The following is a 21142-nucleotide window of genomic DNA, read 5'->3' on the forward strand; positions in this document are numbered from 1 at the left end:
AGCGCAGCGAGTGCGGGTGTGAAAGTGGTTGGAGCGCACGGGCGCAGCGCAGCGGAGAACGGGCGACACCGCCGGGGCGTGGGTTGACAGGTCGGGGTCCCCGGCCAGCCACCATGAGAAGGCGCGCGCCCCCGTGGTGACCACAGCAGCGAAGCTCGGACCGCCAGGTCCGACACGGGCTGAGGGGGTGGGGGGATGAGAAGCCTGGCCAACGACACAACCAGGGGAGATGGTGTCGGGACCGGGGGGAGTGGTCCCAGGACCGGGGGAATGGTCCGGTTGGCCAGGCTCTCGGTGAGCACGCTAGCAGGACGAACTGACATTGCCCATCTCAGCGGCGCTCGCGGGACGAAGCGGGGCAGGTTGTCTCACCCTACCCCGCTCCGACTGCCTTTAGTTGATGTCCGCCAGGACGTTGTAGCGGGTCGGGGTTAAGCGTCTTCGAGGACTTTGACGGTGGACAGGTCGGTGGTTTCTTTGGCGACTTCGAGGTCGTAGTGGGTTTGCATGTTGAGCCAGAAGGTGTCGCTGATGCCGAACATTTTGCCCAGGCGGAGCGAGGTGTCGGGGGTGATGGCCCGCTTGCCGTGGATGATTTCGTTGATACGCCGTGGCGGGACGTTCATCAGATCGGCCAGTCGGCGCTGCGACAGGCCCATGGGCTCCATGTAGTCCTCGAACAGGACGACACCGGGATGGATCGGGGGATGGGCTGTGGTGGTCATGGTGGGAACCTTTGGTCGGGGATTTGTTCTTGGTGCGGTAGGGGATGTGGGTTAGTGGTAGTCGACTATTTCAACGTCGGCGGGTCCGTGTGCAGTCCAGGTAAAACAGATTCGCCACTGCTGGTTGATGCGGATGCTGTGTTGCCCGGCCCGGTCGCCTTTGAGCGCTTCGAGTCGGTTCCCCGGCGGGATCCGCAAATCTGACACCCGGTCGGCGGCGTGCAAGGCCAGGAGTTTGCGGTAGGCGCGCTGTTGCAGGTCCGGGTCGAACTTCTTGACCACTTCCCGCCGCCACACCTTCTCGGTTCGAGAGTCGTGGAAGGACTGGATCACCCCTTTAGTGTAACGCGTACCGTTACGGGGGTCAAGTGGTGGATGGTCTCGGGTCGGGCGGTGGTCAATCGCGCCAACGCAGGCTGGGGCGGGGTAGGTTGTCTCACCTGCCCCGCCCCCAAACCTGTTTAGCTGATGTTGATGTCGTCGGCGTTCATGTCGCCGGTGACGACCTTTTCCACGTCGGACAGCACGTATCCAAACGCTTCGGTGAGGAATGTCAGGTAGCGGGTGCGTCCTTCGCCGATGCTGCGCAGGTATTCGTGGCCACCGCGCCAGGCGTCCTTGGGCAGGTTCGCCTCGTGCGCGGCGCACGTGATCGCCAAGGCGATCAGCTGGGCGCGTTCACCGGTGGCTCCGTCGAGCGCTTCGATGGGATCGCCGCCGAGCAGGTCGGCTGCGATCTCCTTGGCGTTGGCGTCCTGGCGGGTGACGTTGTACATATCGGCGTCGTGCCACATCGTGGTTGCCAGGAACGCCGCGACCACAGCGGCCTTACCCTTGGGCAGGGTTTTACGGCCGAAGGCCTCGGTCAGCTTGTCCCGGCGCACCGTCTGCGCCGCCACACCCAACTTGTTGAGCGTCTTGACCTTGCGTCGTTCGCGGGTCTCGGCGTCTTTGTGGGCCTGCTCGGCCTCGGTCAGCGGCCGATCTTTCGGGGTGCTCTTTTTGCTTGACCGGTTCTGCTGGTCCCACTCCCACACGGTCAGTAATCCGGCCTCTTCGTAGCAGCGGTGAAACCACACCACCTCAGCCGTGCAGCTCTCGGTCCGGGTCACTGTGCGCGGGTCGTGGTAGCCCTCTTCAGGCTTGAGGTCGGCGTCTTCTTCACCGTCGAGGTCCCAGTCGATGTCGTCGCGGTCGAGTGCGACTCCTTCGGCGCTGGTGTACTCGGTCCGCCACCGCGCCGACAAGAGCGCGAGCAGGTGATCGGGGTCAAGATCGGCCACGGTGGCTTTGCTGCCTTCAGCGTCGACGAGCTGATCGAGGCGGCGGTAGCCGCTGACAACGTCGCTCCGGTCGGTGGTGGCGATAAAGCCCTGGGCGGTCAGTTCATCGCGCGCGGCCTGATCGCGGCGCGTGCCGGTGCGGTCTCCTTGAGCTCAGCGGCTTTGTGGTCGAACCGGCCCTCGGCAGCGGCGGCGACCAGCTCGGCCACGGCCTCGGGATCGTCGTCGTACTCGGCGAAGATCATGCCCTGGTCCAGGGTGAGGTTCGCGGCATCGACCGCGCTGCGGGCGGTCTGGGAGGCTGCGGTGGCCAGCGCTGCATCGACCGTCTTTTTGTTGGTGTGCAGCGATTTGGCGATCTTGGTGGCCGACAAGCGGTCAAGGACAGTTGCTCGACCGCTGCGGCCTTCTCCGATGCTTTGAGGTCGGCGCGGGCTTCGTTGGCGATGACCTGGTCGATGATGCGGCGGCGGGTCCGCTCGGTGTCGTCGCTCTCGGCCTGATCGGCCGCGACCACATAGACCGGGATCGATGTCAGACCGGCCTCACGGGCGGCGAGCATCCGGCGTTGGCCGTCTCGGACCTTCACGGTGCCATCGGCGTCACGGACGGCGTACAGCGGCAACCGGACACCGGTAGCGATCGAGGCGATGAAGTCTTTGCCCAGCACCGGATCGGTGCGCACGTTGTCATCCAGGACCAGCTCGGCCGGGTCGATGTGCAGCAGCTCCCCGGTAGCGGCGGTGATGGTCTCGACAGCAGTGGTCTCGGCGTCGGGGGTGATGGTGGCGGTGTTGTTTCCCATGGTGTTTTCTCCTATTGTGGGTGAGAAGCAACCGGGCCGAGTTACAGTCGGCCCGGCTGCTTTTCTTTATGGGCCAGAAGCGGTTTCGCTACCTGGGGTTTGTGGGGGTGTGGTCGACGGGGTTGGTGTCGGCGTCGGCGAGCATGCAGGCGGCGATCACGCGGACATTCGACAGTCGGGCGGCTTCGTCCAAATGTTTGGTGGCTTCGATGTGCCACGCGGCGCGCTGGTTCGGGTGGGTGGTCGACTCGCCCCGCCGGATGTACATCGCGGCCTCGGCGGTTTCCCGTTCAATGGCCTCATCCAGCGCGGTGGCCCACTCTTCGGCCTGGGCAATCATGGCCTCGTGGAAGCTGATTCCGCGTAAACCGGCCATCATGCGGACCGCTGCCAGGTTCGGGGCGGCGACGGTCAGGGCGTCGAGTTCGGTGTAGGTGTCGATGGTCATGGGGTGCTCCTTTTACTGTGCGAAGTGGGTGGGGTCGAGGACGGTGGCGGCGGCTACATGCGCCTCGGGGCTGCTAACCGCGAGGTCGAACAGGACGAACTTGGTGTCGTCGTCGAGATCGGTGTAGGCCGGATCTCCCGGCATTTTCGTTTGGTTGTAGACGTGCTCCATCGCAACGAACGGGTCATAGAACATGGCGTGCCTCCTTGGGTTGTCGTGTCCGCCAACTTTTTTGCCCTTCTGGCAAGGGAGATAAAGACCGGCTCAGGAGGACAGAGCACAAGATGTGGGCGGAAAGTTTTTCAGGGAGCGCAGCGAGTGCGGGTTGAAAAAGTTTCCGAGCCGGCAGGCCGGAGCGCAGCGGAGCCAGGTCTTGTGCGGCGGACGACGCCGGTCATGATCGGACGGCCAGAAGGGCAAAAGGGCTCTTCCGGCCCGATAGGCCGGTGTCACAGTGCGCCGCAGGCGTATCGGAGTAGGTGACCGCGCAGCGGGCAAACAAAAGGCCGACCACCACGGGGAGTGTAGTGGCCGGCCGAAGGGGAGGGGCCCGGTCGTGAGGACGCTGGGTGGTGGTTGTGCGGGAGCTGCGCTAGGTCGCGGTAGGGCCCGGTGTCGCGGTAGCTCTAGATTTGACGTGGTTGTCGCGCTCAGCTCGACGTTCGTGCGGCCATTCGATTGACGGGCAGCCTAGTTGCGCTACGAACTGACCCCTGCGTCCTTGGCTAGTTTGCGTAGGGCTGCGCGTAGGTCCGGGTAGTGGACGGGCTTTGGGTTCTGCGCAGTGCCTGCCCTAACGACTGTCCACCCGTCGTCGCTGCTCTCTACTGAGGAGAAGTCCTGAGCCACCCGGCCACGGGTGATGAGCACGATCTTAGGTAGGTCCAGGTTGAGGAGCTTGCCGCGCACCTTCTCTTCCAGGATATGAGCGCCGGTCGGGTCGACGGCGTAACAGGTGTCGCCAACCCACCAGAGGAAGTCAGGATAGAAGGTATTGGATTTGCCGACCTTGATAGGCAGCTGCACTCCGTAACCCGAGCCCCGGGATGGGTTGCGAGCCCATGTGCCGATGTTGAGGCTATCGAGAGCGTCTGCAAACTCGCGCTCATCGGTGTTAAAGGACGTTGCACCGTAGCGCGGGTGCGCCGCGTTCTTGTACGTGATCAGCTCCGACGTAGACGGCTGGTGTGCGGGCAGCGACCATGCCTCCTCACCGATGATCGAAACGGTGACGAGTTGTACGGACCGTTCGAAGTTGTCGATCAGAGCGGCGGCACGCTCTGCCAAGACTTTCTGCGCGGTGGACCCGGTCGATGCGCGCTGCTCGAAGGCTGGCCCGGTGAAGATACTCGGTTCAAGCAGGTGAGCGCAGTGTCGGTTGGCCGACTGGATGCGGCGTCGCAGATATTCTCCATTGGGCCGGCGAGTGGCCGCGGCGATGGCCTTGTAGCGCGTGTCGTCGTCACCGCTACGTAATGAGATGCGTTTGGTGGTGCGTAGTCCCTCAGCAATAAGGTCATTGTCGTCCCACAGCTGCTTTGCCATGGCGCGAATCTTCTTGACTTCGTCATCAAGCTCGGCCTCTCCCAACTGATAGTTGGGCAGCGTGGCGATCTTGCGGGCCTTCGTCTTGACCGGCACTTCAGGAAGGGGGTCCTTCTTGGTTCGGACCCGGATGGCCGAGGAACCGTAGGGATCGGACTCGTCAAGGGCGTACAGGCTGAGCTCTCGCTTCAACCCGCTGATGATCTTCTCGAAGGCCTGATTGGGCACCCGGACATAGAGATAGGCGGTGTTCAGCGCTTCGTCGTCGAAGTGCTGTGCTCCGGGCTGCCGCAGTGCACGGCCGATGATCTGTGCGATCCGGACGTAGGAGTTGGATTCGTCATCAAAGTATTCGACGTAGGCCTCGGGGTCGTCCCAGCCTTCTTGTAGCGCACGATTGCAGATGATGTGGCGGTGGCGCGGCTCGAGGTCGGTCAGCGAAGCCATGCGTTCCGCATCTTCCGGAACAATCTTGGTTTGCGTGTAGATCGCGATCTCGTCCGCTGGCACTTTGGCATTTACGAGGTGCTCCCAGATCGCGACCGGGCGAGCGATGATCTCGGTCTTGGTGGGGTTGGACTTCTCGACAACGTAGAGCGCCTTCGGGTTGACGCTGCTGCCCTCTTTCTTGGCGCGGCGGGCGAGATTACGCACCTGAGCTAGAGCTACATCGAGCAGCACGGCGGGGTCGGAGTCGAGGTTGTCGACTTCGATGGTGTGCTTGAGTAGCTGGGCGTCGACAACGTCCTTTGTTGCCACCGCCACTCGTCCTTTGGCTGCGATGGGTTTCATGACCGGGTCGTCATCGGTCGTAATGGCGAACTGGTCGAACCTGTCGCTGCTTGGCGGGGTGGCGGATGCAAGTAAGAAGCCAACGGGCTTAAGGCCGATTAGCTGGTCGAGTTGCGCGGGCGTCTGGTTGTGACTCTCGTCATAAACTACCCAGATCGGTCGCGCAAGGGCGGACGATAGCTGCGCCCAAGGCGATTTGTCGCCGCCCCAGTCCGGTTGCGGCCGATGCATGTTGAGACGTGCTGTTTCTACGCCGCCGTCACTAGCCGCGTCCGCTTCGTTCCATGACCCGACGGTGGTCACCCAGATCGTCAGCCCGGTGTGCGTTTCGAGTAGCTCCCCCCACTCGGACTTACTAGGCCGTTCTCGAACTATTTGAGTTCCGGCAGGCAGGAGCGAACGATAGCGGCCGCGCAAGTTGCGGTACGTCTGCTCGACCACGGCGGCCGATACGGATGTCCAAAGCACCACCGCGCCACCCAGTTGTCCAACGGTCTTGGCCAAAATGGGGGTTTTTCCAGCGCCGGTGACCGCCTTGAGGTGCCCGATGAACGGGATCGTAGTCAAGCCAATCTTACGAACGCCGCCCTCCGCGTAGGCGCTGATCCATTCGTCGGCCGCCTCAGAGAGTTGGGCCGCGGCCTGCTCCTGAAAGGGCAGCAGTTCAAAACCGCTCACGGCAGCAGCTCGTGGTCGAGGCCGTCGTCGGTGCGGTCGGATGCCAACGCGGCAAGTATCTCGTCAGGAATCTGGCAGAACCGAAACGATCGGGTCTCAGATACCGCACAGGTCGTTCCGTAGATACGTAGGGGGGTCTTGAGCGGCGGGGTCATAGCGGCTGCCTCCTTCAAAGCCTCGTTGATAATCGTTGTGGTGACCCGACTCTTCGTGGTGCCGTTCCAGACGAGCGCCAGACCCTCGCCTCGCGCGTTCGCCCCGATAATCCAGTGGCCACCGGTGACACGACGGATGCCCGCGCCAGCGCCGGTCCGATCGGTCTGGCAGATGACGTGCACGATTTTTTCGCGCTCGAGGCCCAGAATCGCTTCGCGATCAAGCTCACGCCCGGTGCGCATGAAGGTATAGCCGGAGTCGAGGTTGTCGATTTCGATCGCCCGCGCCAGCCGAGGCGCGGTCAGCACTTGTGCGTACTTGTCTTGGCCGTTGCCTTCTTCGATGAGAATGAACCGGCGGTGCCCCTTGTCGCGCTGGTTCAGCGCCAGCACCGCGTCCCCGGTTGTGCCACTGCCAGCGAAGGGGTCGAAAACCACGGAGTCGCGGTTGCCGGCGGCCCCGACAAGCATTTCGATCAGCTGGACGGGTTTCGGGTTTTTAAACCCGTCAAAGTCTTCGCCAAACAATTGCTTCAGCCGGTAGGCACCGGACCTTGCGTCGAGGTCGATTACGCTACGGAGCCCACCCTTATAGCTATTCAGAAAGTCCTTCATCTGCACAATCTGGTCACGACTCTTCGGGAACACGATTAGACCGTCTTCTATCAACCGCGACATAGTCTCAGGCTTGAAACGGTATCCATTGAGGGGCGTCGCATAGGATTTACGGCTGCGCACGCTAACAACGCCAGCCTCGGACACCCCATACCTGTAGCCACCAGGGTTAGGGTTATGGACGCGGTAGGCCACCTGAAACGGCCCGCCGACCGGGTCGACGTCGGTGTAGCGGCTAAGTCGCCCGACAGACTCCTTGTTAGTACGCACGAACGCGCCCCACGCCGCGCGCAGCTCGTCGTGATCCTTGTGCCGACGCTTTAGCTTGGCGAACTGCTCCATCATGGCATCGCGGATCTCGTCGGCGGGCGTAGCCCAGACCTTCGGCACCTTTTTGATGTTCTTGGCGTAGACCACGACGTATTCGTGCTCAATCGCGACACGGGAGGGATTGTTGTCCGGCGAACCGCGCCAGGTGATGACCGCAATCCGATTGCGTTCATCGAACACCTCGTCCAACAGCATGAGTAACCTGCCGAGCTCGATGTCGGAGATGGACACGAATATGACGCCATGATCGGCCATTAGTCTGCGAATCGCGACCATTCGCGGGGCCATGTAATTCAGCCATTTGGTATGACGTCCGCCATCTTCGTTGCTGACGTAGTAGGAGTCCGACCCGTCCGCATCGGGGTCGCGGTAACGCGCATCGGAGTAACGAAAATCCTGGCCGCCGCGGTTGTAAGGCGGGTCGATGTATACAACGTCTACAGAATCGGCGTACTGCGACTGCAGAGAGACCATGACTTGAAGGTTGTCGCCCTCGATGAGCAGATTGCCAGCGTCCTGATCGCCAAATGACAGCACGGGATCGATCTCAAGCACTCGAGGTGTCGGCACCGCCGCCCTGTACGAGCGCCTACCCTGCCAATGCAGGTGCAGTCCAGCCTCCGCGTTGACCTCTTCTAACCCGTCGTCGAGAGGTCCCTTGTCGGCCGATTTTTTGGCTGACAGGTTCTCCGTTGCCTTCTTCGCCACCGCTTAAGACTATGGCCCACGGATCAACTCTCCCCACCGCCCTGACATCAGAGCCCCGGCGCGGCGCCATCCAGGCAAACCCTTCGGCACAATCGTCAGACTGCTGCGCCGAACCGGGCCGTGATCGTGTCGGCCACCTGCGAAGGGCTCAGCGGCGTACTCCGTACGCCCACCATCCACCAGGCCGCGAGCACGTACTTAGCGCCCCACAGCTGCAAACATGCCGCAGGACCCCGAACTCACGGGCACGTCAGTAGATGGAGCTCACGGATCAGCATGGGTAGGCATCAGATGCGCAATCGCGGCAGCTCAGGTTCTCGCAGCATCATTGCTGGCCGGGGCAGCACGCAGACCGTGGCGTGTTGTCGACGATTGCTCTAATCTTAAGTCTGCCAGATTGGCAGATTTAACTGTTGGGAGATAACGATGATCACCCATCGAATTGAAATTGATGATGACGTGTACTCCGAGCTTGAGCGCCACGCTCAGGGTTTTGAGCGTCCGAACAATGTGCTTCGCCGTCTACTTCTGCCGGCAAGAGGGCACGGCGGTGAGTCGAGTGGTGGCGCACGGCGCCCCGGCAAGCTATACGCGCTCGTGGAGGCTGGTCTGATAAGTGTGGGTGACACCCTGAAGCATCATCAACCACGAAAGCATCGGACGTTTACTGCGACCGTCGAAGCGGCCGGATGGATTACCACCGAGCACGGTCAGTACGAGTCACCTTCTCCTGCCCTCGCAGACTGCGTCGGCACTCAAATCGATGGGTGGGCGTGGTGGATTCATGAGCCGACTGGCAAATCCCTTCGACAGCTCCGGGACGCCGTTCGTAGATCAGGTGCTGTAAACGGTTAACGTGCGGCCGCTCGCCGAAGGCATGGCGCGCAGATTGGATAAGCCACCTGTGAGGCTCGGGATCTGCTAGCAGACATAATGCAATCTTATCGCCGGAACACGGTGTGGCACTATACCTTCCCAGTTCCAGACCCATCAGCAGACAGCAGAGGGTACTGCAGGGGCTCACGCCCGACGCCGTTACGTCTGACGCACAACGAGTGGCGTTGTGAATGTGTGAACTCAACGCGTCTGGTGTGAGACGAATAGGTGGTAGTAGTGAGTTGCTTTCCGAACGCGAACAGGAGTGTGAACGGCAGCAATGGAGGCTCACCCCCGTAGATTGAAGTCGGTGTTCCGCAGCGACTTGCGGCTCGTTGTCCCGTTGTTCCAGCGGCCGTATGTGTGGGACGAGGAGGATCAGTGGGCTCCCCTGTGGGAGGACATCCTGGCAGCGTTCGACCGCCGCACCGACGTGGACACCCCACCTCATTTCCTGGGTGCCATTGTCCTGGAGCAGAAGCGCGGTGCGCTGGGCAGCCTCGAAGTCCGTGAAGTTATCGACGGCCAGCAGCGGCTGACGACGCTGCAACTGTTCATCGCAGCGCTGCGGGACACGTACCTGGCGGAGAACATCAAGACCCGGTTGTTCAATCACCTCCGGAAGACGTTGGAGAACGACACCGATCTGATCGAACGGTCGGAAGAGGAGTTCAAGCTCTACCCGACGAACCGTGATCGCGCTCCGTTCGTCGGCGTCATGCGCGGTGAGTACCGGGACAAGACATCGGACCCCAGCTACGCACAGATCCCGCGGGCCTACCTGTACTTTCGGGGGCAGTTGGAGGATCTGGTGTCCGCGTGCGGATCGGAACAAGAGGTCGAGGACGCGCTCGACGGTCTGTCCGAGGTAGCGCTCGAGCACCTTGAGCTCGTCGTCATCGACCTCGACGTTGAAGATAACGCACAGGTCATCTTCGAGACGCTCAACGCACGTGGAACCGCGCTCAGGGCATCGGACCTTATCAAGAACGCCCTTTTCCGCACCCTTCAGGATGGCGCCGCCGGTGACGACGGCATTGAGACGCTGTATCGGACGTACTGGGAGCCGCTGGAGAGCGAGCAGTGGCAGACCGAAGTGCGGGTGGGTCGACTCACGCGGCCGCGGCTCGACGTGTTCGTCGGCTACTTCCTGACTGTTCTGCTACAGCGAGAAGTACAGTCCCACCAACTTTTCCCGCAGGCACGAGGCTACTTTGACGGCGACAAGGAAATGGCCGCAATCTTCCTCAAGGAGATGTCGCGCTACGCCGCCGTCTACGCAGGAATCGACGATCGCACGATCGCGTCGAAGGCAGAGAAGGTGTCCCTCGATCGGCTTGAGATCGTCGACACCACGACGATCATGCCGGTCTTACTGTGGCTGTTCGCGAACTCCGATGGAGCGGAGCGGAAGCGGGCACTGGCGCTGTTGGAAGCGTACCTCGTCCGCCGCGCGATCTGCCGGCTCACACCCAAGAACTACAACCGATTGTTCTTGGAGCTGACCCGTCGGCTGGAATCAGCGACGGAGGAGGCGGACGTAGTCGTGGAGCGATTCCTGGTCGGCCAGCGATCCGACTCGGGAGTGTGGCCGACCGACGCTCAGGTCGTCGATGACATGACGCGTTTGCAACTGTACCGGCTGTTGAAGCGGGATCGCCTGCAACGACTATTGCTCGCAATTGAGAACGAGATGACCACCGACAGGACAGAGCCAGTGCCGCCCAGCAAGAAGCTCTCAGTAGAGCACCTCTTGCCCCAGGCGTGGCATGAGAATTGGCCTGTCGACCCAGGTGACGGTGGGGCGGAGGAGGAGCGCCGCGACGAACTGGTGCACACGATCGGGAATCTGACGCTCATCACGCAAAAGCTCAATGCGAGCGTCTCCAACGGCCCGTGGTCGATCAAGCGTGAAAACTTGCTGAAGCACTCGGCGCTGACAATGAACAGATCGCTGCCAGCAGTATGGGGTTCCGACGCGATCGCGCAGAGGTCGCGTGTTCTGGCCGACGTGGCCACGCGGATGTGGCCGCGCCCCGATGCGGCTCCGGCGCGCGAGCTCTCGGACAATGAGCGGGAGCTCCGACCAGATCGGGACCGGGCAGTGGCGGCATCCAAGTCATCACCTCAGCGCACAACGGGGTCGGGCACGCGGCGCCGGGACATTGGCCAGCACATCGTGAGCGCGTTCAGCGAGCTAGATTCTGGAGAGTTCCTAACAATCAGAGAAATCAGTCGCACGCCTTCCGAGCAATATCCGGCGAACGACCCTCCATCTGACGGCGCCATCTCGATTCGTCTGTTCCCCAAAGACAGCAGATCCTCGACGGTGCCCGGCGTGGAGGGCGTCATCGTAGGCGGGCGGCGGGGCGCGCGAAAGCTGTGACGAAATGACCGTCGAGATAACTGGCTGCGAGGGTTGCGTAAATGCACTGCACACATCTCGCGCACTAGGAAACCGATAGACGAAGCGATCGGGCACAAGATCACCAATGCCCATCCACCAGGGTGCGTACGATTCCCGCAACACCCAGGAGGGCGGCGCCCTCACCGTTGAGTTCACGGCGTCGTCGCCTGTCGCTATGGCTGTTCCCACACGACTGTCGGAGTGAGTCGGGCTGGTCGTGGGTCCGGACCGCGCGGTAATCTTCTTGATTCGGTTCGTGCCGTTGCTTGACCTGCGGGCGGGTGTTTTCGTCCTCTGTGGTCAGCCGAGTTGGTCGGCTGGTCGGAGCAGATCAACAGTTAACCTGCGCGGCCGCCCTGGGATTATTGAAGCCGCTCGTTGGGTGGGTGATCTGCTTCGACGATCTGGCGGGCGACCTCGGCGAGGCGGATGTTCTCGTTCTGGGACAACGTGCGCAGCATGTCGAAAGCCTCGATGGCGTTGACGCTGAAGCGTTCCATGATCATGCCCTTGGCTTGGCCGATGATGTCGCGGCTGGCCAAAGCACTGCGGAACTGCTCACCACGCCGCACCGCGGCCCACACGATCGCGGCATGCGCGGCGAAGATGTAACCGAGATCCCGGGCATCCTGATCGAAAGCATTCGCGTTGTCGGAGTACAGATTCAATGCGCCGACCGTGTCACGGGTAGTGAACAGCTCGAACGAGGCGATCGACCGAATTTTGGTTTGCGCCAACGCCTCAGCACGAAAGTCGGGCCACCGCGTCTCGGTCTGAAGGTCGCTGATGAAGTAGCTGTCGTGCTCGGTTGCCGCAGCGAAACACGGGCCCTGGCGAAGTTTCTCCTGGATCGAGTCGATCGTACGGGCATGCTCATGGGTCGCGGCCGGTGTAGCGATCTCCTCGCGGCGGGCCACGATGGTGATGCCTGCGTACTGAGCTCCCGGAATATGCTTGACGGCGTTAGTGAGAAGCTCATCGAACGCGCGCACCGAGGTGTCTGGCAACCGTTCATTCATCTGCCGCGCAAGCGCTGCGATCTGCTTGTAGACGTCGCTGTGTTCAGTGCCCACTTCTCGAGCCTTCCGCTGGCAGGATGCAACAGTCATGCAACTGACTGTATGGCATCGCAGATGTCGCTGCGGGATTAGTTAGCAAAGCCAAAATGGCCCAGGTTGGGCGGCCCGACCTGGGCGTCGTCAAGTTTACTTGACATAACATAGATTATCGGCGTAACCCGTTGTGGCTCAATCAGTTTCGTCACCAGTGACGAAACTCGGGGTGGTTTCGCGTCGTTGTGTGCCGCAGTCGGTGCGCGTAGGCTGGGAGCCAAGTCGCGCATACCGCTCGGTGGTGATGCGGGAAGTGGGCTCGAATGGGCGCCGACAACGACAGTGATTTCTACGCGCGGATCGCGCATTTGATGGGAACGCCGCAGCAGCGGCACTTTGATCATTCTGATGAAGCACTCGCTGATGTGGTGCACAGCGCGGTCCGCCACATTCCTGGTGTGGACTACGCCGGTATCACGGTGGTTTCTCGCCGCGGCCATGACGTGACCACGCCCGCGGCTACTCACGATCATCCCCGCACCCTTGATGCGTTGCAGCAACAGCACCGCCAGGGCCCGTGTTTCGATGCTGCTCTCGAGCATCAGACTTTCTTTGTCGACGACCTCACCGTAGACAGCCGGTGGCCACTGTTTCGGCGCGACGCCCTCGCCCGCACCCCTGTGCAGGCAATCAGCTCGTACCAGTTGTTCACCACCCGCGACAGGGTCGGCGCCTTGAACCTGTACGCCGACCGCCGCGGCGCCCTCGACCAGCCTGCCCGTGACCTAGGGTTCATTTTCGCCTCCCATGCCGCGATCGTGTGGACCGGATTACATCGAAGCGAGCAATTCAACAACCACCTGGCCGGCCGTGAGGTCATCGGCCAGGCCACCGGCATGATCATGCAACGCGAGGGTTTCGACGCTATTTTGGCCACCGCCTACCTACGGCTGATCGCCGACAACCGCAACATCACCCTGGTTGACGCCGCACACACAGTCCTCGACGGCCAATACGGACGCAATCGATAGCTACGCCCGTTATCTTTTGGTGCACAACAGGTTTGCGGTCAGCGTCCTGTTCGCGGCGGTGTAGCTGATGGTGTAGCGCTCGATCAGCATGTTCTTTTGTCTGCCCGGTGAGATCACGTGAGATGGCGCTTCAGATGTTGCCGTATCGGCCGTATCGAACGCGTTCGGACTGTAGGCACACATGCTCAGCGCGCCGTGGTCCTGTCCCACTAGCAGCACCTCGACAAGTACCCCTCCTCCGGTCGCTCCCTCTGAGCCAGTGGGTGAATCGGGCCCTCGGACGCGGTCAGGTGTCGTGGGGGTGATCGGCCTCCACGAGGCTGTGGGCGATGTCGGCGAGACGGATGTTGGCGTCCTGGGACAGTTTGCGCAGCAACTCGAACGCTTGATGGGGGCCGATGTTGTAGCGCTCCATCAACATGCCTTTGGCCTGGCCGATTGTGTCACGGCTAGCCAGCGCGCTCCGGAACTGTTCACCGCGGCGCATCGCGTTCCAGAGCACTGCGGCATGGGCGGCGAAAACATAGCCAAGATCGCGGGATGCTTCGTCGAACGCATCAGCTCGTTCCGAGTACAAGTTCAGCGCACCCACGGCATCGCGGGTGGTGAACAGCTGGTAGGACACGATGGACTGCACTGATGTCTGCGCCGACGCTTCGCGCCGGAAGATCGGCCACCGCTCATCGGCGCTGAGATTGGCCAGGTAGTAGGTGTCCTGATTGAGCGCCGCATCAAGGCACGGGCCTTCATGGTGGCGGTGCTGAATGGCATCCAACGTACGCGGCACCTCGTGCGAGGCGACCGGGGTGATGACCTCTTGGCGTCGGGCCACGACCGTGATCCCGGCATAGTCCACACATGCGATGTGCTCGACAGCATGGCGGACAAGTTCGTCGACCGCACTGCCGGAGTACTCGTTGATGCGTTCACTCATCGTCTTGACCAGGTCGGCGATCTGTTTGTACGCGTCGATGCTGTAGCCGCTCATCTCGGCCCTTTCGCTGACCATCGAGCGGGTGCACGATATGACCAACTGTAGCCGGTCCTTCGCTCCGGGCGTGGGCGATAGGCTAGACGGCGCTCCGATAGCAGATGACACGTTTGGCCTAGTTCGGTGGGTAGGCGGCCAAACAGGTCGGGAGACAAGCAGCGGTGCCGGCTCAGGCATCCGTGGTCGAGGACTGAGCCATGGGTGCCGCCCGAACCCAGCCTCCATGAGCCGGTGCGGCCCTGCCAGCCCAGGCCCACGAGAACCTCGGTGGCCGCGGAGGCGGCATTGTGTGGCAGGCCCCGAAAGCACCGAACGGGTACAGTGATTTGATGCACCGTCCGCGTCTTGGCCTCTGAGTGACGGGCGTGTTGCGGTGGAACCCAACGCTTTTGAGTTTTACAAGCAAGTTGCTGACTTGACACAGGGTATGAGCCGACGTCTGCCGGCCACTGCAGCAGGCGCACTCGACGAACTCATCGGCGGCGCGATCAATCACGTAGGGGGAGTGAACTACGCCGCTGTCACCGTCATCGACCGGACACACCACGTGACAACGGTGGCAGCCACCCACCACAACCCCCGACTGCTTGACAGCCTGCAGCAACAACACCAGCAAGGTCCTTGTTTCGACGCAGCCGCCGGGCCGCACAGCTACTACATCAGCGACCTGAACGATGAGCAACGATAGCCTGGTTTCCGGGCAGATGCACTACATCGGACACCAATTCGCTCCATCGCAGCATTCGAGCTGTTCACCACCCGCAGCTCGGTAGGCACCATGCAGTTGTATGCCGACACACCCGACACCTTCGACCACCAGACCCGCGACCTCGGACACATCCTCGCTGCCCACGCCTCGATCGTGTGGAATGCGGTACACCGTTGCGAACACATGCGCACCGCACTCGGTAGCCGCGACATCATCGGCCAGGCCAAAGGCATGCTCATGGAGCGTTACAAGATCACCGCCAGCGACGCCTTTGCCCTGCTGAGCAGGCTGTCACAGGAAGACAACACCAAACTCGTCGACGTCGCCCACCGCCTGATCACACCGAACGCTTACAGAGGTTGACTCCGACAGCGCCTGCCGCACCGAGGGCAGCTGGCACCCTTACTCGGTGCCGCGTTCGGCAACTACCACTGAATGGTCGAAGTTCTATGGCGCAAGATTCTCCGTTGCCGATGTCATACTTTGCAGCACAACCATTTTCGTCGTCATTGACGAAGATACCATCGGGTCAGCAACCCTGCTCATTGTCCTTGACTCCCGCCGCAAGGGGCTGGAGCCGGTGTCGTGTGAGACAGTTCGGCGGTGTAGAGAGGTGGCCCGGTGGTGGGCTCTTTACGGAAGGGGTTGTCGATGGTGTCCTGGCAGGCTCGTGCGCAGATCGCATGGATGCGGCTGCAACGCAAGAACCGGTTTTATGCCGATCCGCAGGTGATGCGTGAACGACTTGGCCGGCACCAGGATCCGAGGCGGGCCCAACCGCCCCGATCTGTCGCTGCCGCTCTCACGGTGGACCGTACCGTCGTTGACGGGCATGACTGCTTCACCTTGAGCCCCACACACGGCCCGCGAACTACCTTGCATATCTTTCACCTCCATGGTGGCGGTTTCGTCGAGCAACCCGATACGCAACACTGGTCGTTCGCCCGGCGCATGGTCGAGCTCCTCGGGTGCCGATACACGCTGCCGATGTACCCGTTGTGCCCGGCCGCCGACCACCGCACCATCGTGCCCATGGTGGGTGATGCTTATGCCCACACCATGGCCGGCACCGACCCCGGCCACCGCGTCGTTATCGGCGATTCCGCCGGCGGTGCACTCGCCCTGGACCTGGCGATTGATCTTCGCGAGCGCCGCCTTCCCCAGCCCGCGGCGATCGCACTGTTTTCACCCTGGCTGAACCTGCCCACCGATGCCCCTGAATCCCTGCGCATCGCACCATCGGATCCCGAGCTGGGGATCGACGGCTTACGTCAAGCCGCGCGCTGGTACGCCGCGGACACGGACTTCCACGACGTGGCGGTACGTCCGGTCGACGCTGACCTGTCCGGGCTGGCTCCGCTCATCGTGTTCATCGGGACCCGCGACATCCTGCTACCCGACGCTCGGCTCCTGCAGGCCCGCGCCCGCCAGCACCGCACGCCCCTCGACCTGCACATCTATGACGGCATGTTCCACAACTGGATTCAACACGAATTACCCGAATCACACACCGCGACCGACACACTAGTCGACTTCATCACCAGCCGCGTCTTCTGACCGCTCATCACTGCGGCGGCGCTGGGCCGACTCGTTACGGGTTTGAGCGGGCTGCGCGGGTCCCCGCAACGGTGGCGCGGTGAGGTCGCTGAGCAGCACCGCCTCTTGCGGACGTTCATTCACAGTCATGGTGGATTAATGCCCGCCATATCCACTCACCAAACCGATCTCCGGTACGTCAGCTCACTCCCCTCACCGTGGTCAGCCCCTCTCCCTCAGTCAGCCCATGCCCACCCGGCAACGGCACGGGGCGCTCACCCTTCTCACCGCCGCAGCATCTACCTCACGGCCGCTGCTGCGGCCAGGTCGGACGCCCAGAACCGGGCCACCATCATCGATGCCGGCCTCGGGCTCTGCCAGACTCTCCCCAGTCGTCGCTGGGCACGTCGCTGGGCCAGTTGAACGATGCGCCGTAACGACCCGCAATGGGCGGCCTGCCTTTGGTGCCTCGAATCAGTGTGGGCGGGGATTAGGCTTTGGCAGTGGTAACAACCAACTCGCTTGATCTCATCGGCGACCGCGTCAAGGGGCATCTCCGCAACAACGGCCTGTTCTGGGCGTGCATGGGCCTGTTCGCGGTGTTCTTCATCGGCATGGTGATCTCGGGATGGCAGGTGTACAACCACGAACAACTCGATCACGGCAGCACCGAACAGGTCAGTTTCGTCGGATATCTACGTACCGGCGACTTCATCGAGGCCACGTTTGAGAACTGGGAATCGGAGTTCTTGCAGATGGCCATGTACGTGGTGTTGACCGCCTACCTGTATCAACGCGGGTCGTCCGAGTCCAAGCCGGTCACCGAGCACGCCCACCAAGATGATGACCCCCGAGCGCGGGCAGGTGATCCCCGGGCGCCATGGCCCGTGCGCCGCGGCGGTTTTGTGCTGAAGCTGTACGAAAACTCGCTGGCGACTGCTTTTTTCGTGCTGTTTTTTGCCTCGCTGGCGTTGCACGCCTGGGGTGGTGCACGTGCCTACAGCGACGAACAGCAACAACACGGGCAGGCGCCGGTGTCGGTATGGGAGTACCTGAGCACCTCGCAGTTCTGGTTCGAATCGATGCAGAACTGGCAGAGCGAGTTCATCGCCGTCGCGGCGATTGTCTTGCTGTCAGTCTTTTTGCGTCAACGCAGATCTCCCGAATCCAAACCCGTCGCCGACCCACACCGCGACACCGGCGCGTAACCGCCGGTCGACCTGGCCACACCCACTCACCACACACATTGAGCGTTGTGAGCATTGCTGTCCGGCGTTGATGAACCTATCGATCTCGGTGGACCTTTCGGTAGCTCGCGGACGGCCCGGCCTAGGTGGCTGTACTTGAGGCGACAGTATTTGTGACCATGGTGTTGGTCAACGGCATTTGTCGTAGCCGCATCCAGATCGCCGATGTCTGCGGCACGCTCGGCTCGATACTCGCCAACGCGAGCTCATGCTCTGTGCGGTACCGGTGAATCTGGCCCTGTCTCGGTGACTGTCGAAGGAACCGATAAGTCCCTCGATCAGTCGCGTACCCGAAAGGGCGGCAGACCCAGCACATCTGGTGGTATTTCAATCGCCTCACCGGAGTCCATGGATGTCTCGCCGCCACCTAGAGGGGATCAGGCCACGGCACAGTGGCCTGCAGGACCGCTTCGGTCAACGCCGCGGTGCGCCAGGTCGTCACCTGCTGATAATCGGGGTCTGCGACCATCTCCGAGAACGCCTTCCGGGACGGGTAGCGCACGAGCAACACCGCATCCCATTGCTGGCCTGCCTCTGCCACAAGGGCGGTGGAACCGTCTCCGGCATAGAGGACCTCGCCGCCAAAGCGTGGCAGGAACGTCTCGTGCAGCGCTGCGGCGTAGCGGTCATAGAGTTCTCGGCCTCCCTCAGCGAAACGCAGAAGGTTCAGCATCACTACCGGCCCACCAGGGTCCTCAACGAGGAAACGCTTCAGGTCGGCACCACGCGGATCGACAGCCATATCCGCAGTCTGGCATATCCCCCACCCGTTACGAACGTGCCCACACTGCGAAGCAGTGCAGGCGCTGGTGCTGGTGCTGGTGCTGGTGCTGGTGAAATCGTGGCCGACCGAGCTTTCCCGAGAATCGTATGGATCTTGGTTCGCCACTGGCGCTGGCGGGTACGCGCATCGACATGATTGATCCACGTGTCGCCGGTTCCGATGCCACTGTTGACTCCACTCGATACGAACACCGTCCAGCTGGCGAGGTGAGCAGTTCGGGATCGACTCGCATCGTCGTTCGCCCACTCGGCACACCGCTGCCCTTGGGCTTCCTCGGTCTATGCGTGGCTACCTTCGCTTTCGCTGGTCTGCAATTGGGCTGGGTGCCTGCACAACAGGGCAGTGTGATCGCCTGGGCGGTACTCGGGTTGACCGTGCCCGCGCAGCTACTCGCGGCCGTGTTCGGATTTCTGGCGCGAGACTCGGTCGCCGGCACCGGGATGGGGGTGCTCGCGGGCACCTGGGCGGCGGTCACTGTGGTGACCCTGCAGTCGCCGCCGGGCGCGGACAGCGATGGCCTTGGACTGGTGCTACTGGCCTCGGCGGCAGCTTTGCTCGTGCCGGCCATCGCGGCCCTGAGCAAACCGGTCGCGGTCGACACCGATCCGGCGCCCCGGCGCATGGGTACCCCCATCGCGACCTGTACCCCACGATGAACAGGCAGCTGTCGGCCGAAGCTGGGCATCGTTGATCTATCCCGGCGATGCGGGGCGGGCCGAAGCGCACAGAAGGGTAACTACCCGACGGCCGAGAGGTCCTGGTCGGCGATTCGCCGAAGCGACCAACTCGCGGCTTTGCGTAGCACCACCACCACAGCGGTCACCATGATGGCCTGCCACGGCGCTGCAGCACTGAGCCGCAACACACCGGCGGCCAATAACAGATCGAGCAAGATCGGCAGGGCCACTGTCAACTGACGCGTCCGCACAAGTACCGCGGCGGCCAGCACTACGCCGGCAGCAGCGATGATGAGCGCGACTTGGGCGAGCACCATGCTCACGGCGAGTCGCCAGGGGACTCGATGTCCGTGCGCGCTGCGCGGTTTCTGTTCAGGACTCGTTGTTCCTCGGCGACTTCGCGAGCAAGAAAGTAGTTGAGAGCGGTACGGATTGCGGCGATGGCCGCCAGTTTGCCGATCTCTTCGTAACTCGGCGAGATCGCGGTACGCAAAATGTCACTAGCGAGCTGAAACTCCAACCCCAACGCCAAGAACCGACCCAGCGTCAGCCGTACCGGCACGAAAGCATCTGGATCGCGCCGAGGGAGCGCACGCACAAACCCGGTGACCGCGATGACCGCGCCGATGAAGATGACACCTGCACCAGCGGCCTCGACCAAGCGCACCAGCAGGTCCACCGCCGAGCGCAGCGATTCTTCGGGAAGTATCTCCAGAGCCCGGGTGCTTGTACTCCCGCTATCTGCAATGTTCGCCGGTACCGCGCCGAACGAAACGACATTCGCCGCGCTCACCGCACCTGCAGCTCGGGCGGGCATGCGACGCCAGCGGTGCGGTTTTGAGCGGCATCGACGCGGCGTGGTCTCGGTAACTCATTGTGCCTCAGCATGTTTGTCCAGATACTCCACTACGACTAGGTGCGGTCACGGCCGAAACAACTCATTGCACGAGCTACCCCGTTCGGCAGCGTTCCAATCACCACACCGCTTGCTCGCCACAAGCGGACAGGGGCTCATGAGCAACAGATAAATATTCGCAAATCAAGCTAGCCATCGCACACTCCAAGTTGTAGTGTACAACTGTTGCGCATTGCCGTATATGGATGATGCATCGCTTCTCGGCGAGCGAAGGGCTGGTTGTGGGATCGTGAGTATCGATGAGCGGCAAGAAGACAACCGGTGGGCCGGCGACTGCAGCGCCGACTGTCAACGAGATCAGCGACGCGGTGCTGACGGCGTCGCGGCTGTTGGTGTCGATAGCGGCTCGGTCGATCGCCGAGGTCGAGCAGCAGGTGACGCTGCCCCAATTTCGGGTGTTGGTGGTGCTGGAGAACCGCGGGACGGTGACGCTCAACAGCTTGGCTCAGGCGTTGTCGGTGGAAAAGTCGACGATGGGCCGGATGGTCGACCGACTGGTGACCAGTGGGCTAGTCAGCCGGACCGAATCCCCCACCTCGCGGCGCGAACGCAACATCGCTCTCACCGATCATGGCCAGAAACTGGTCAAGACAGTCAGTCGTCGACGTCACAAAGAGATCGAGCGTGTGGTGGCGCAAATGGCGCCGGATCAGCGTGTCGGATTGGTAGCCGCATTGACCGCGTTCACCGACGCCGGCGGCGAACCGGCCATCGACCAGTCGTACTGGGTCTGATCCCTCGTCTCATACACTGCCGCCACGGCGCTGCGCGGCACATCAATCAGGTCGACCAGGCGGTGTAAGCGGCCGCTGTCACCGACCCCTACCTCAAC

The 21142-nt window shown here is 62.2% G+C and carries 23 protein-coding genes; 9 read left to right on the plus strand and 14 right to left on the minus strand.

Features of this window, described 5'->3' with window-relative positions; genetic code table 11:
• Positions 1 to 431 precede the first annotated feature (431 nt).
• The 9 genes from W823_RS41665 to W823_RS56545 all read right to left on the minus strand — a co-directional run bounded on the left by W823_RS41665 (position 432) and on the right by W823_RS56545 (position 8084).
• Positions 432 to 725: a HigA family addiction module antitoxin gene (locus W823_RS41665; RefSeq protein ID WP_023957686.1), complete on the minus strand. Its 294-nt coding sequence runs from the start codon at positions 723 to 725 to the stop codon at positions 432 to 434.
• A gap of 51 nt (positions 726 to 776) precedes the next feature.
• Positions 777 to 1058 carry a type II toxin-antitoxin system RelE/ParE family toxin gene (locus tag W823_RS41670; RefSeq protein WP_023957688.1) on the minus strand — a complete coding sequence of 94 codons (282 nt, stop codon included), beginning with the start codon at positions 1056 to 1058 and terminating at the stop codon, positions 777 to 779.
• A gap of 128 nt (positions 1059 to 1186) precedes the next feature.
• Positions 1187 to 2008 carry a hypothetical protein gene (locus W823_RS56535; RefSeq protein WP_031332139.1) on the minus strand — a complete coding sequence of 274 codons (822 nt, stop codon included), beginning with the start codon at positions 2006 to 2008 and terminating at the stop codon, positions 1187 to 1189.
• A gap of 98 nt (positions 2009 to 2106) precedes the next feature.
• The gene (locus W823_RS58105; RefSeq protein WP_161634001.1) at positions 2107 to 2253 is read right to left on the minus strand and encodes a hypothetical protein; all 147 of its coding nucleotides are present in this window, start codon (positions 2251 to 2253) and stop codon (positions 2107 to 2109) included.
• Entirely contained in the window at positions 2250 to 2813 is a 564-nt protein-coding gene (locus W823_RS56540; protein WP_051406492.1) for a ParB N-terminal domain-containing protein, read from the minus strand. Before W823_RS56540 ends, W823_RS58105 begins: the two co-directional genes overlap by 4 nt.
• A gap of 88 nt (positions 2814 to 2901) precedes the next feature.
• The gene (locus W823_RS41680) at positions 2902 to 3261 is read right to left on the minus strand and encodes a hypothetical protein (RefSeq protein WP_023957690.1); all 360 of its coding nucleotides are present in this window, start codon (positions 3259 to 3261) and stop codon (positions 2902 to 2904) included.
• Positions 3262 to 3273: 12 nt separating this feature from the next.
• Positions 3274 to 3456, minus strand: coding sequence for a hypothetical protein (locus W823_RS41685; protein ID WP_023957692.1), 183 nt, complete (start codon positions 3454 to 3456; stop codon positions 3274 to 3276).
• A 504-nt stretch (positions 3457 to 3960) separates the two neighbouring features.
• Positions 3961 to 6276, minus strand: coding sequence for a DEAD/DEAH box helicase (locus W823_RS41690; protein WP_023957694.1), 2316 nt, complete (start codon positions 6274 to 6276; stop codon positions 3961 to 3963).
• Entirely contained in the window at positions 6273 to 8084 is a 1812-nt protein-coding gene (locus W823_RS56545; RefSeq protein ID WP_023957696.1) for a site-specific DNA-methyltransferase, read from the minus strand. Before W823_RS56545 ends, W823_RS41690 begins: the two co-directional genes overlap by 4 nt.
• Before the next feature lie 426 nt (positions 8085 to 8510).
• Between W823_RS56545 and W823_RS59585 the strand changes: the two genes are divergently transcribed.
• Positions 8511 to 8939, plus strand: a complete 429-nt coding sequence (locus tag W823_RS59585; protein WP_161634002.1) for a hypothetical protein — start codon at positions 8511 to 8513, stop codon at positions 8937 to 8939.
• A gap of 301 nt (positions 8940 to 9240) precedes the next feature.
• On the plus strand, positions 9241 to 11346 hold the full coding sequence (locus tag W823_RS41695) for a DUF262 domain-containing protein (RefSeq protein ID WP_023957698.1): 2106 nt from the start codon (positions 9241 to 9243) through the stop codon (positions 11344 to 11346).
• A gap of 383 nt (positions 11347 to 11729) precedes the next feature.
• On the opposite strand, the gene W823_RS41700 is transcribed toward W823_RS41695, so the two are convergent.
• Entirely contained in the window at positions 11730 to 12476 is a 747-nt protein-coding gene (locus W823_RS41700) for a GAF and ANTAR domain-containing protein (RefSeq protein ID WP_081729737.1), read from the minus strand.
• A gap of 266 nt (positions 12477 to 12742) precedes the next feature.
• On the opposite strand from W823_RS41700, the gene W823_RS41705 reads away from it, so the two are divergent.
• Positions 12743 to 13450, plus strand: coding sequence for a GAF and ANTAR domain-containing protein (locus tag W823_RS41705; protein ID WP_023957704.1), 708 nt, complete (start codon positions 12743 to 12745; stop codon positions 13448 to 13450).
• 286 nt (positions 13451 to 13736) lie between these two features.
• Here W823_RS41705 and W823_RS41710 read toward each other — a convergent pair whose 3' ends face one another.
• Positions 13737 to 14459, minus strand: coding sequence for a GAF and ANTAR domain-containing protein (locus W823_RS41710; protein WP_023957706.1), 723 nt, complete (start codon positions 14457 to 14459; stop codon positions 13737 to 13739).
• Between the two features lie 409 nt (positions 14460 to 14868).
• Between W823_RS41710 and W823_RS56550 the strand changes: the two genes are divergently transcribed.
• From W823_RS56550 to W823_RS41725, 4 genes are all read left to right on the plus strand, one after another.
• Positions 14869 to 15129: a hypothetical protein gene (locus W823_RS56550; RefSeq protein WP_051406493.1), complete on the plus strand. Its 261-nt coding sequence runs from the start codon at positions 14869 to 14871 to the stop codon at positions 15127 to 15129.
• A 90-nt stretch (positions 15130 to 15219) separates the two neighbouring features.
• The gene (locus W823_RS56555; protein WP_051406494.1) at positions 15220 to 15513 is read left to right on the plus strand and encodes an ANTAR domain-containing protein; all 294 of its coding nucleotides are present in this window, start codon (positions 15220 to 15222) and stop codon (positions 15511 to 15513) included.
• A gap of 261 nt (positions 15514 to 15774) precedes the next feature.
• Positions 15775 to 16707, plus strand: a complete 933-nt coding sequence (locus W823_RS41720; RefSeq protein ID WP_147431450.1) for an alpha/beta hydrolase fold domain-containing protein — start codon at positions 15775 to 15777, stop codon at positions 16705 to 16707.
• 482 nt (positions 16708 to 17189) lie between these two features.
• Positions 17190 to 17894, plus strand: a complete 705-nt coding sequence (locus tag W823_RS41725) for a DUF6766 family protein (RefSeq protein ID WP_023957710.1) — start codon at positions 17190 to 17192, stop codon at positions 17892 to 17894.
• Between the two features lie 406 nt (positions 17895 to 18300).
• Here W823_RS41725 and W823_RS41730 read toward each other — a convergent pair whose 3' ends face one another.
• Positions 18301 to 18675: a DUF1330 domain-containing protein gene (locus W823_RS41730; RefSeq protein ID WP_023957712.1), complete on the minus strand. Its 375-nt coding sequence runs from the start codon at positions 18673 to 18675 to the stop codon at positions 18301 to 18303.
• A gap of 248 nt (positions 18676 to 18923) precedes the next feature.
• Here W823_RS41730 and W823_RS56560 point away from each other — a divergent pair, with 248 nt between their 5' ends.
• On the plus strand, positions 18924 to 19373 hold the full coding sequence (locus tag W823_RS56560; protein WP_152538048.1) for a hypothetical protein: 450 nt from the start codon (positions 18924 to 18926) through the stop codon (positions 19371 to 19373).
• 80 nt (positions 19374 to 19453) lie between these two features.
• On the opposite strand, the gene W823_RS41740 is transcribed toward W823_RS56560, so the two are convergent.
• Positions 19454 to 19711, minus strand: a complete 258-nt coding sequence (locus tag W823_RS41740; protein WP_031332157.1) for a DUF1622 domain-containing protein — start codon at positions 19709 to 19711, stop codon at positions 19454 to 19456.
• 2 nt (positions 19712 to 19713) lie between these two features.
• The gene (locus W823_RS0128970; RefSeq protein ID WP_235189513.1) at positions 19714 to 20187 is read right to left on the minus strand and encodes a DUF1622 domain-containing protein; all 474 of its coding nucleotides are present in this window, start codon (positions 20185 to 20187) and stop codon (positions 19714 to 19716) included.
• A 362-nt stretch (positions 20188 to 20549) separates the two neighbouring features.
• Here W823_RS0128970 and W823_RS41745 point away from each other — a divergent pair, with 362 nt between their 5' ends.
• Complete coding sequence (locus W823_RS41745) at positions 20550 to 21044, plus strand: MarR family winged helix-turn-helix transcriptional regulator (RefSeq protein ID WP_023957720.1); 495 nt, start codon at positions 20550 to 20552, stop codon at positions 21042 to 21044.
• Positions 21045 to 21142 lie beyond the last annotated feature (98 nt).

The sequence above is a fragment of the Williamsia sp. D3 genome, from assembly GCF_000506245.1.
In the GTDB taxonomy this organism is placed as follows: Bacteria; Actinomycetota; Actinomycetes; order Mycobacteriales; family Mycobacteriaceae; genus Williamsia; species Williamsia muralis.

Coding starts and splice junctions, on each gene's coding strand:
- W823_RS41665 (WP_023957686.1), bottom strand. CDS start 725: ATGACCACCACAGCCCATCCCCCGATCCATCCCGGTGTCGTCCTGTTC.
- W823_RS58105 (WP_161634001.1), bottom strand. CDS start 2,253: ATGATCTTCGCCGAGTACGACGACGATCCCGAGGCCGTGGCCGAGCTG.
- W823_RS56540 (WP_051406492.1), bottom strand. CDS start 2,813: ATGGGAAACAACACCGCCACCATCACCCCCGACGCCGAGACCACTGCT.
- W823_RS41680 (WP_023957690.1), bottom strand. CDS start 3,261: ATGACCATCGACACCTACACCGAACTCGACGCCCTGACCGTCGCCGCC.
- W823_RS41685 (WP_023957692.1), bottom strand. CDS start 3,456: ATGTTCTATGACCCGTTCGTTGCGATGGAGCACGTCTACAACCAAACG.
- W823_RS59585 (WP_161634002.1), top strand. CDS start 8,511: ATGATCACCCATCGAATTGAAATTGATGATGACGTGTACTCCGAGCTT.
- W823_RS41695 (WP_023957698.1), top strand. CDS start 9,241: ATGGAGGCTCACCCCCGTAGATTGAAGTCGGTGTTCCGCAGCGACTTG.
- W823_RS41700 (WP_081729737.1), bottom strand. CDS start 12,476: ATGACTGTTGCATCCTGCCAGCGGAAGGCTCGAGAAGTGGGCACTGAA.
- W823_RS41705 (WP_023957704.1), top strand. CDS start 12,743: ATGGGCGCCGACAACGACAGTGATTTCTACGCGCGGATCGCGCATTTG.
- W823_RS41710 (WP_023957706.1), bottom strand. CDS start 14,459: ATGGTCAGCGAAAGGGCCGAGATGAGCGGCTACAGCATCGACGCGTAC.
- W823_RS56550 (WP_051406493.1), top strand. CDS start 14,869: ATGAGCCGACGTCTGCCGGCCACTGCAGCAGGCGCACTCGACGAACTC.
- W823_RS56555 (WP_051406494.1), top strand. CDS start 15,220: ATGCAGTTGTATGCCGACACACCCGACACCTTCGACCACCAGACCCGC.
- W823_RS41730 (WP_023957712.1), bottom strand. CDS start 18,675: ATGGCTGTCGATCCGCGTGGTGCCGACCTGAAGCGTTTCCTCGTTGAG.
- W823_RS41740 (WP_031332157.1), bottom strand. CDS start 19,711: ATGGTGCTCGCCCAAGTCGCGCTCATCATCGCTGCTGCCGGCGTAGTG.
- W823_RS41745 (WP_023957720.1), top strand. CDS start 20,550: ATGAGCGGCAAGAAGACAACCGGTGGGCCGGCGACTGCAGCGCCGACT.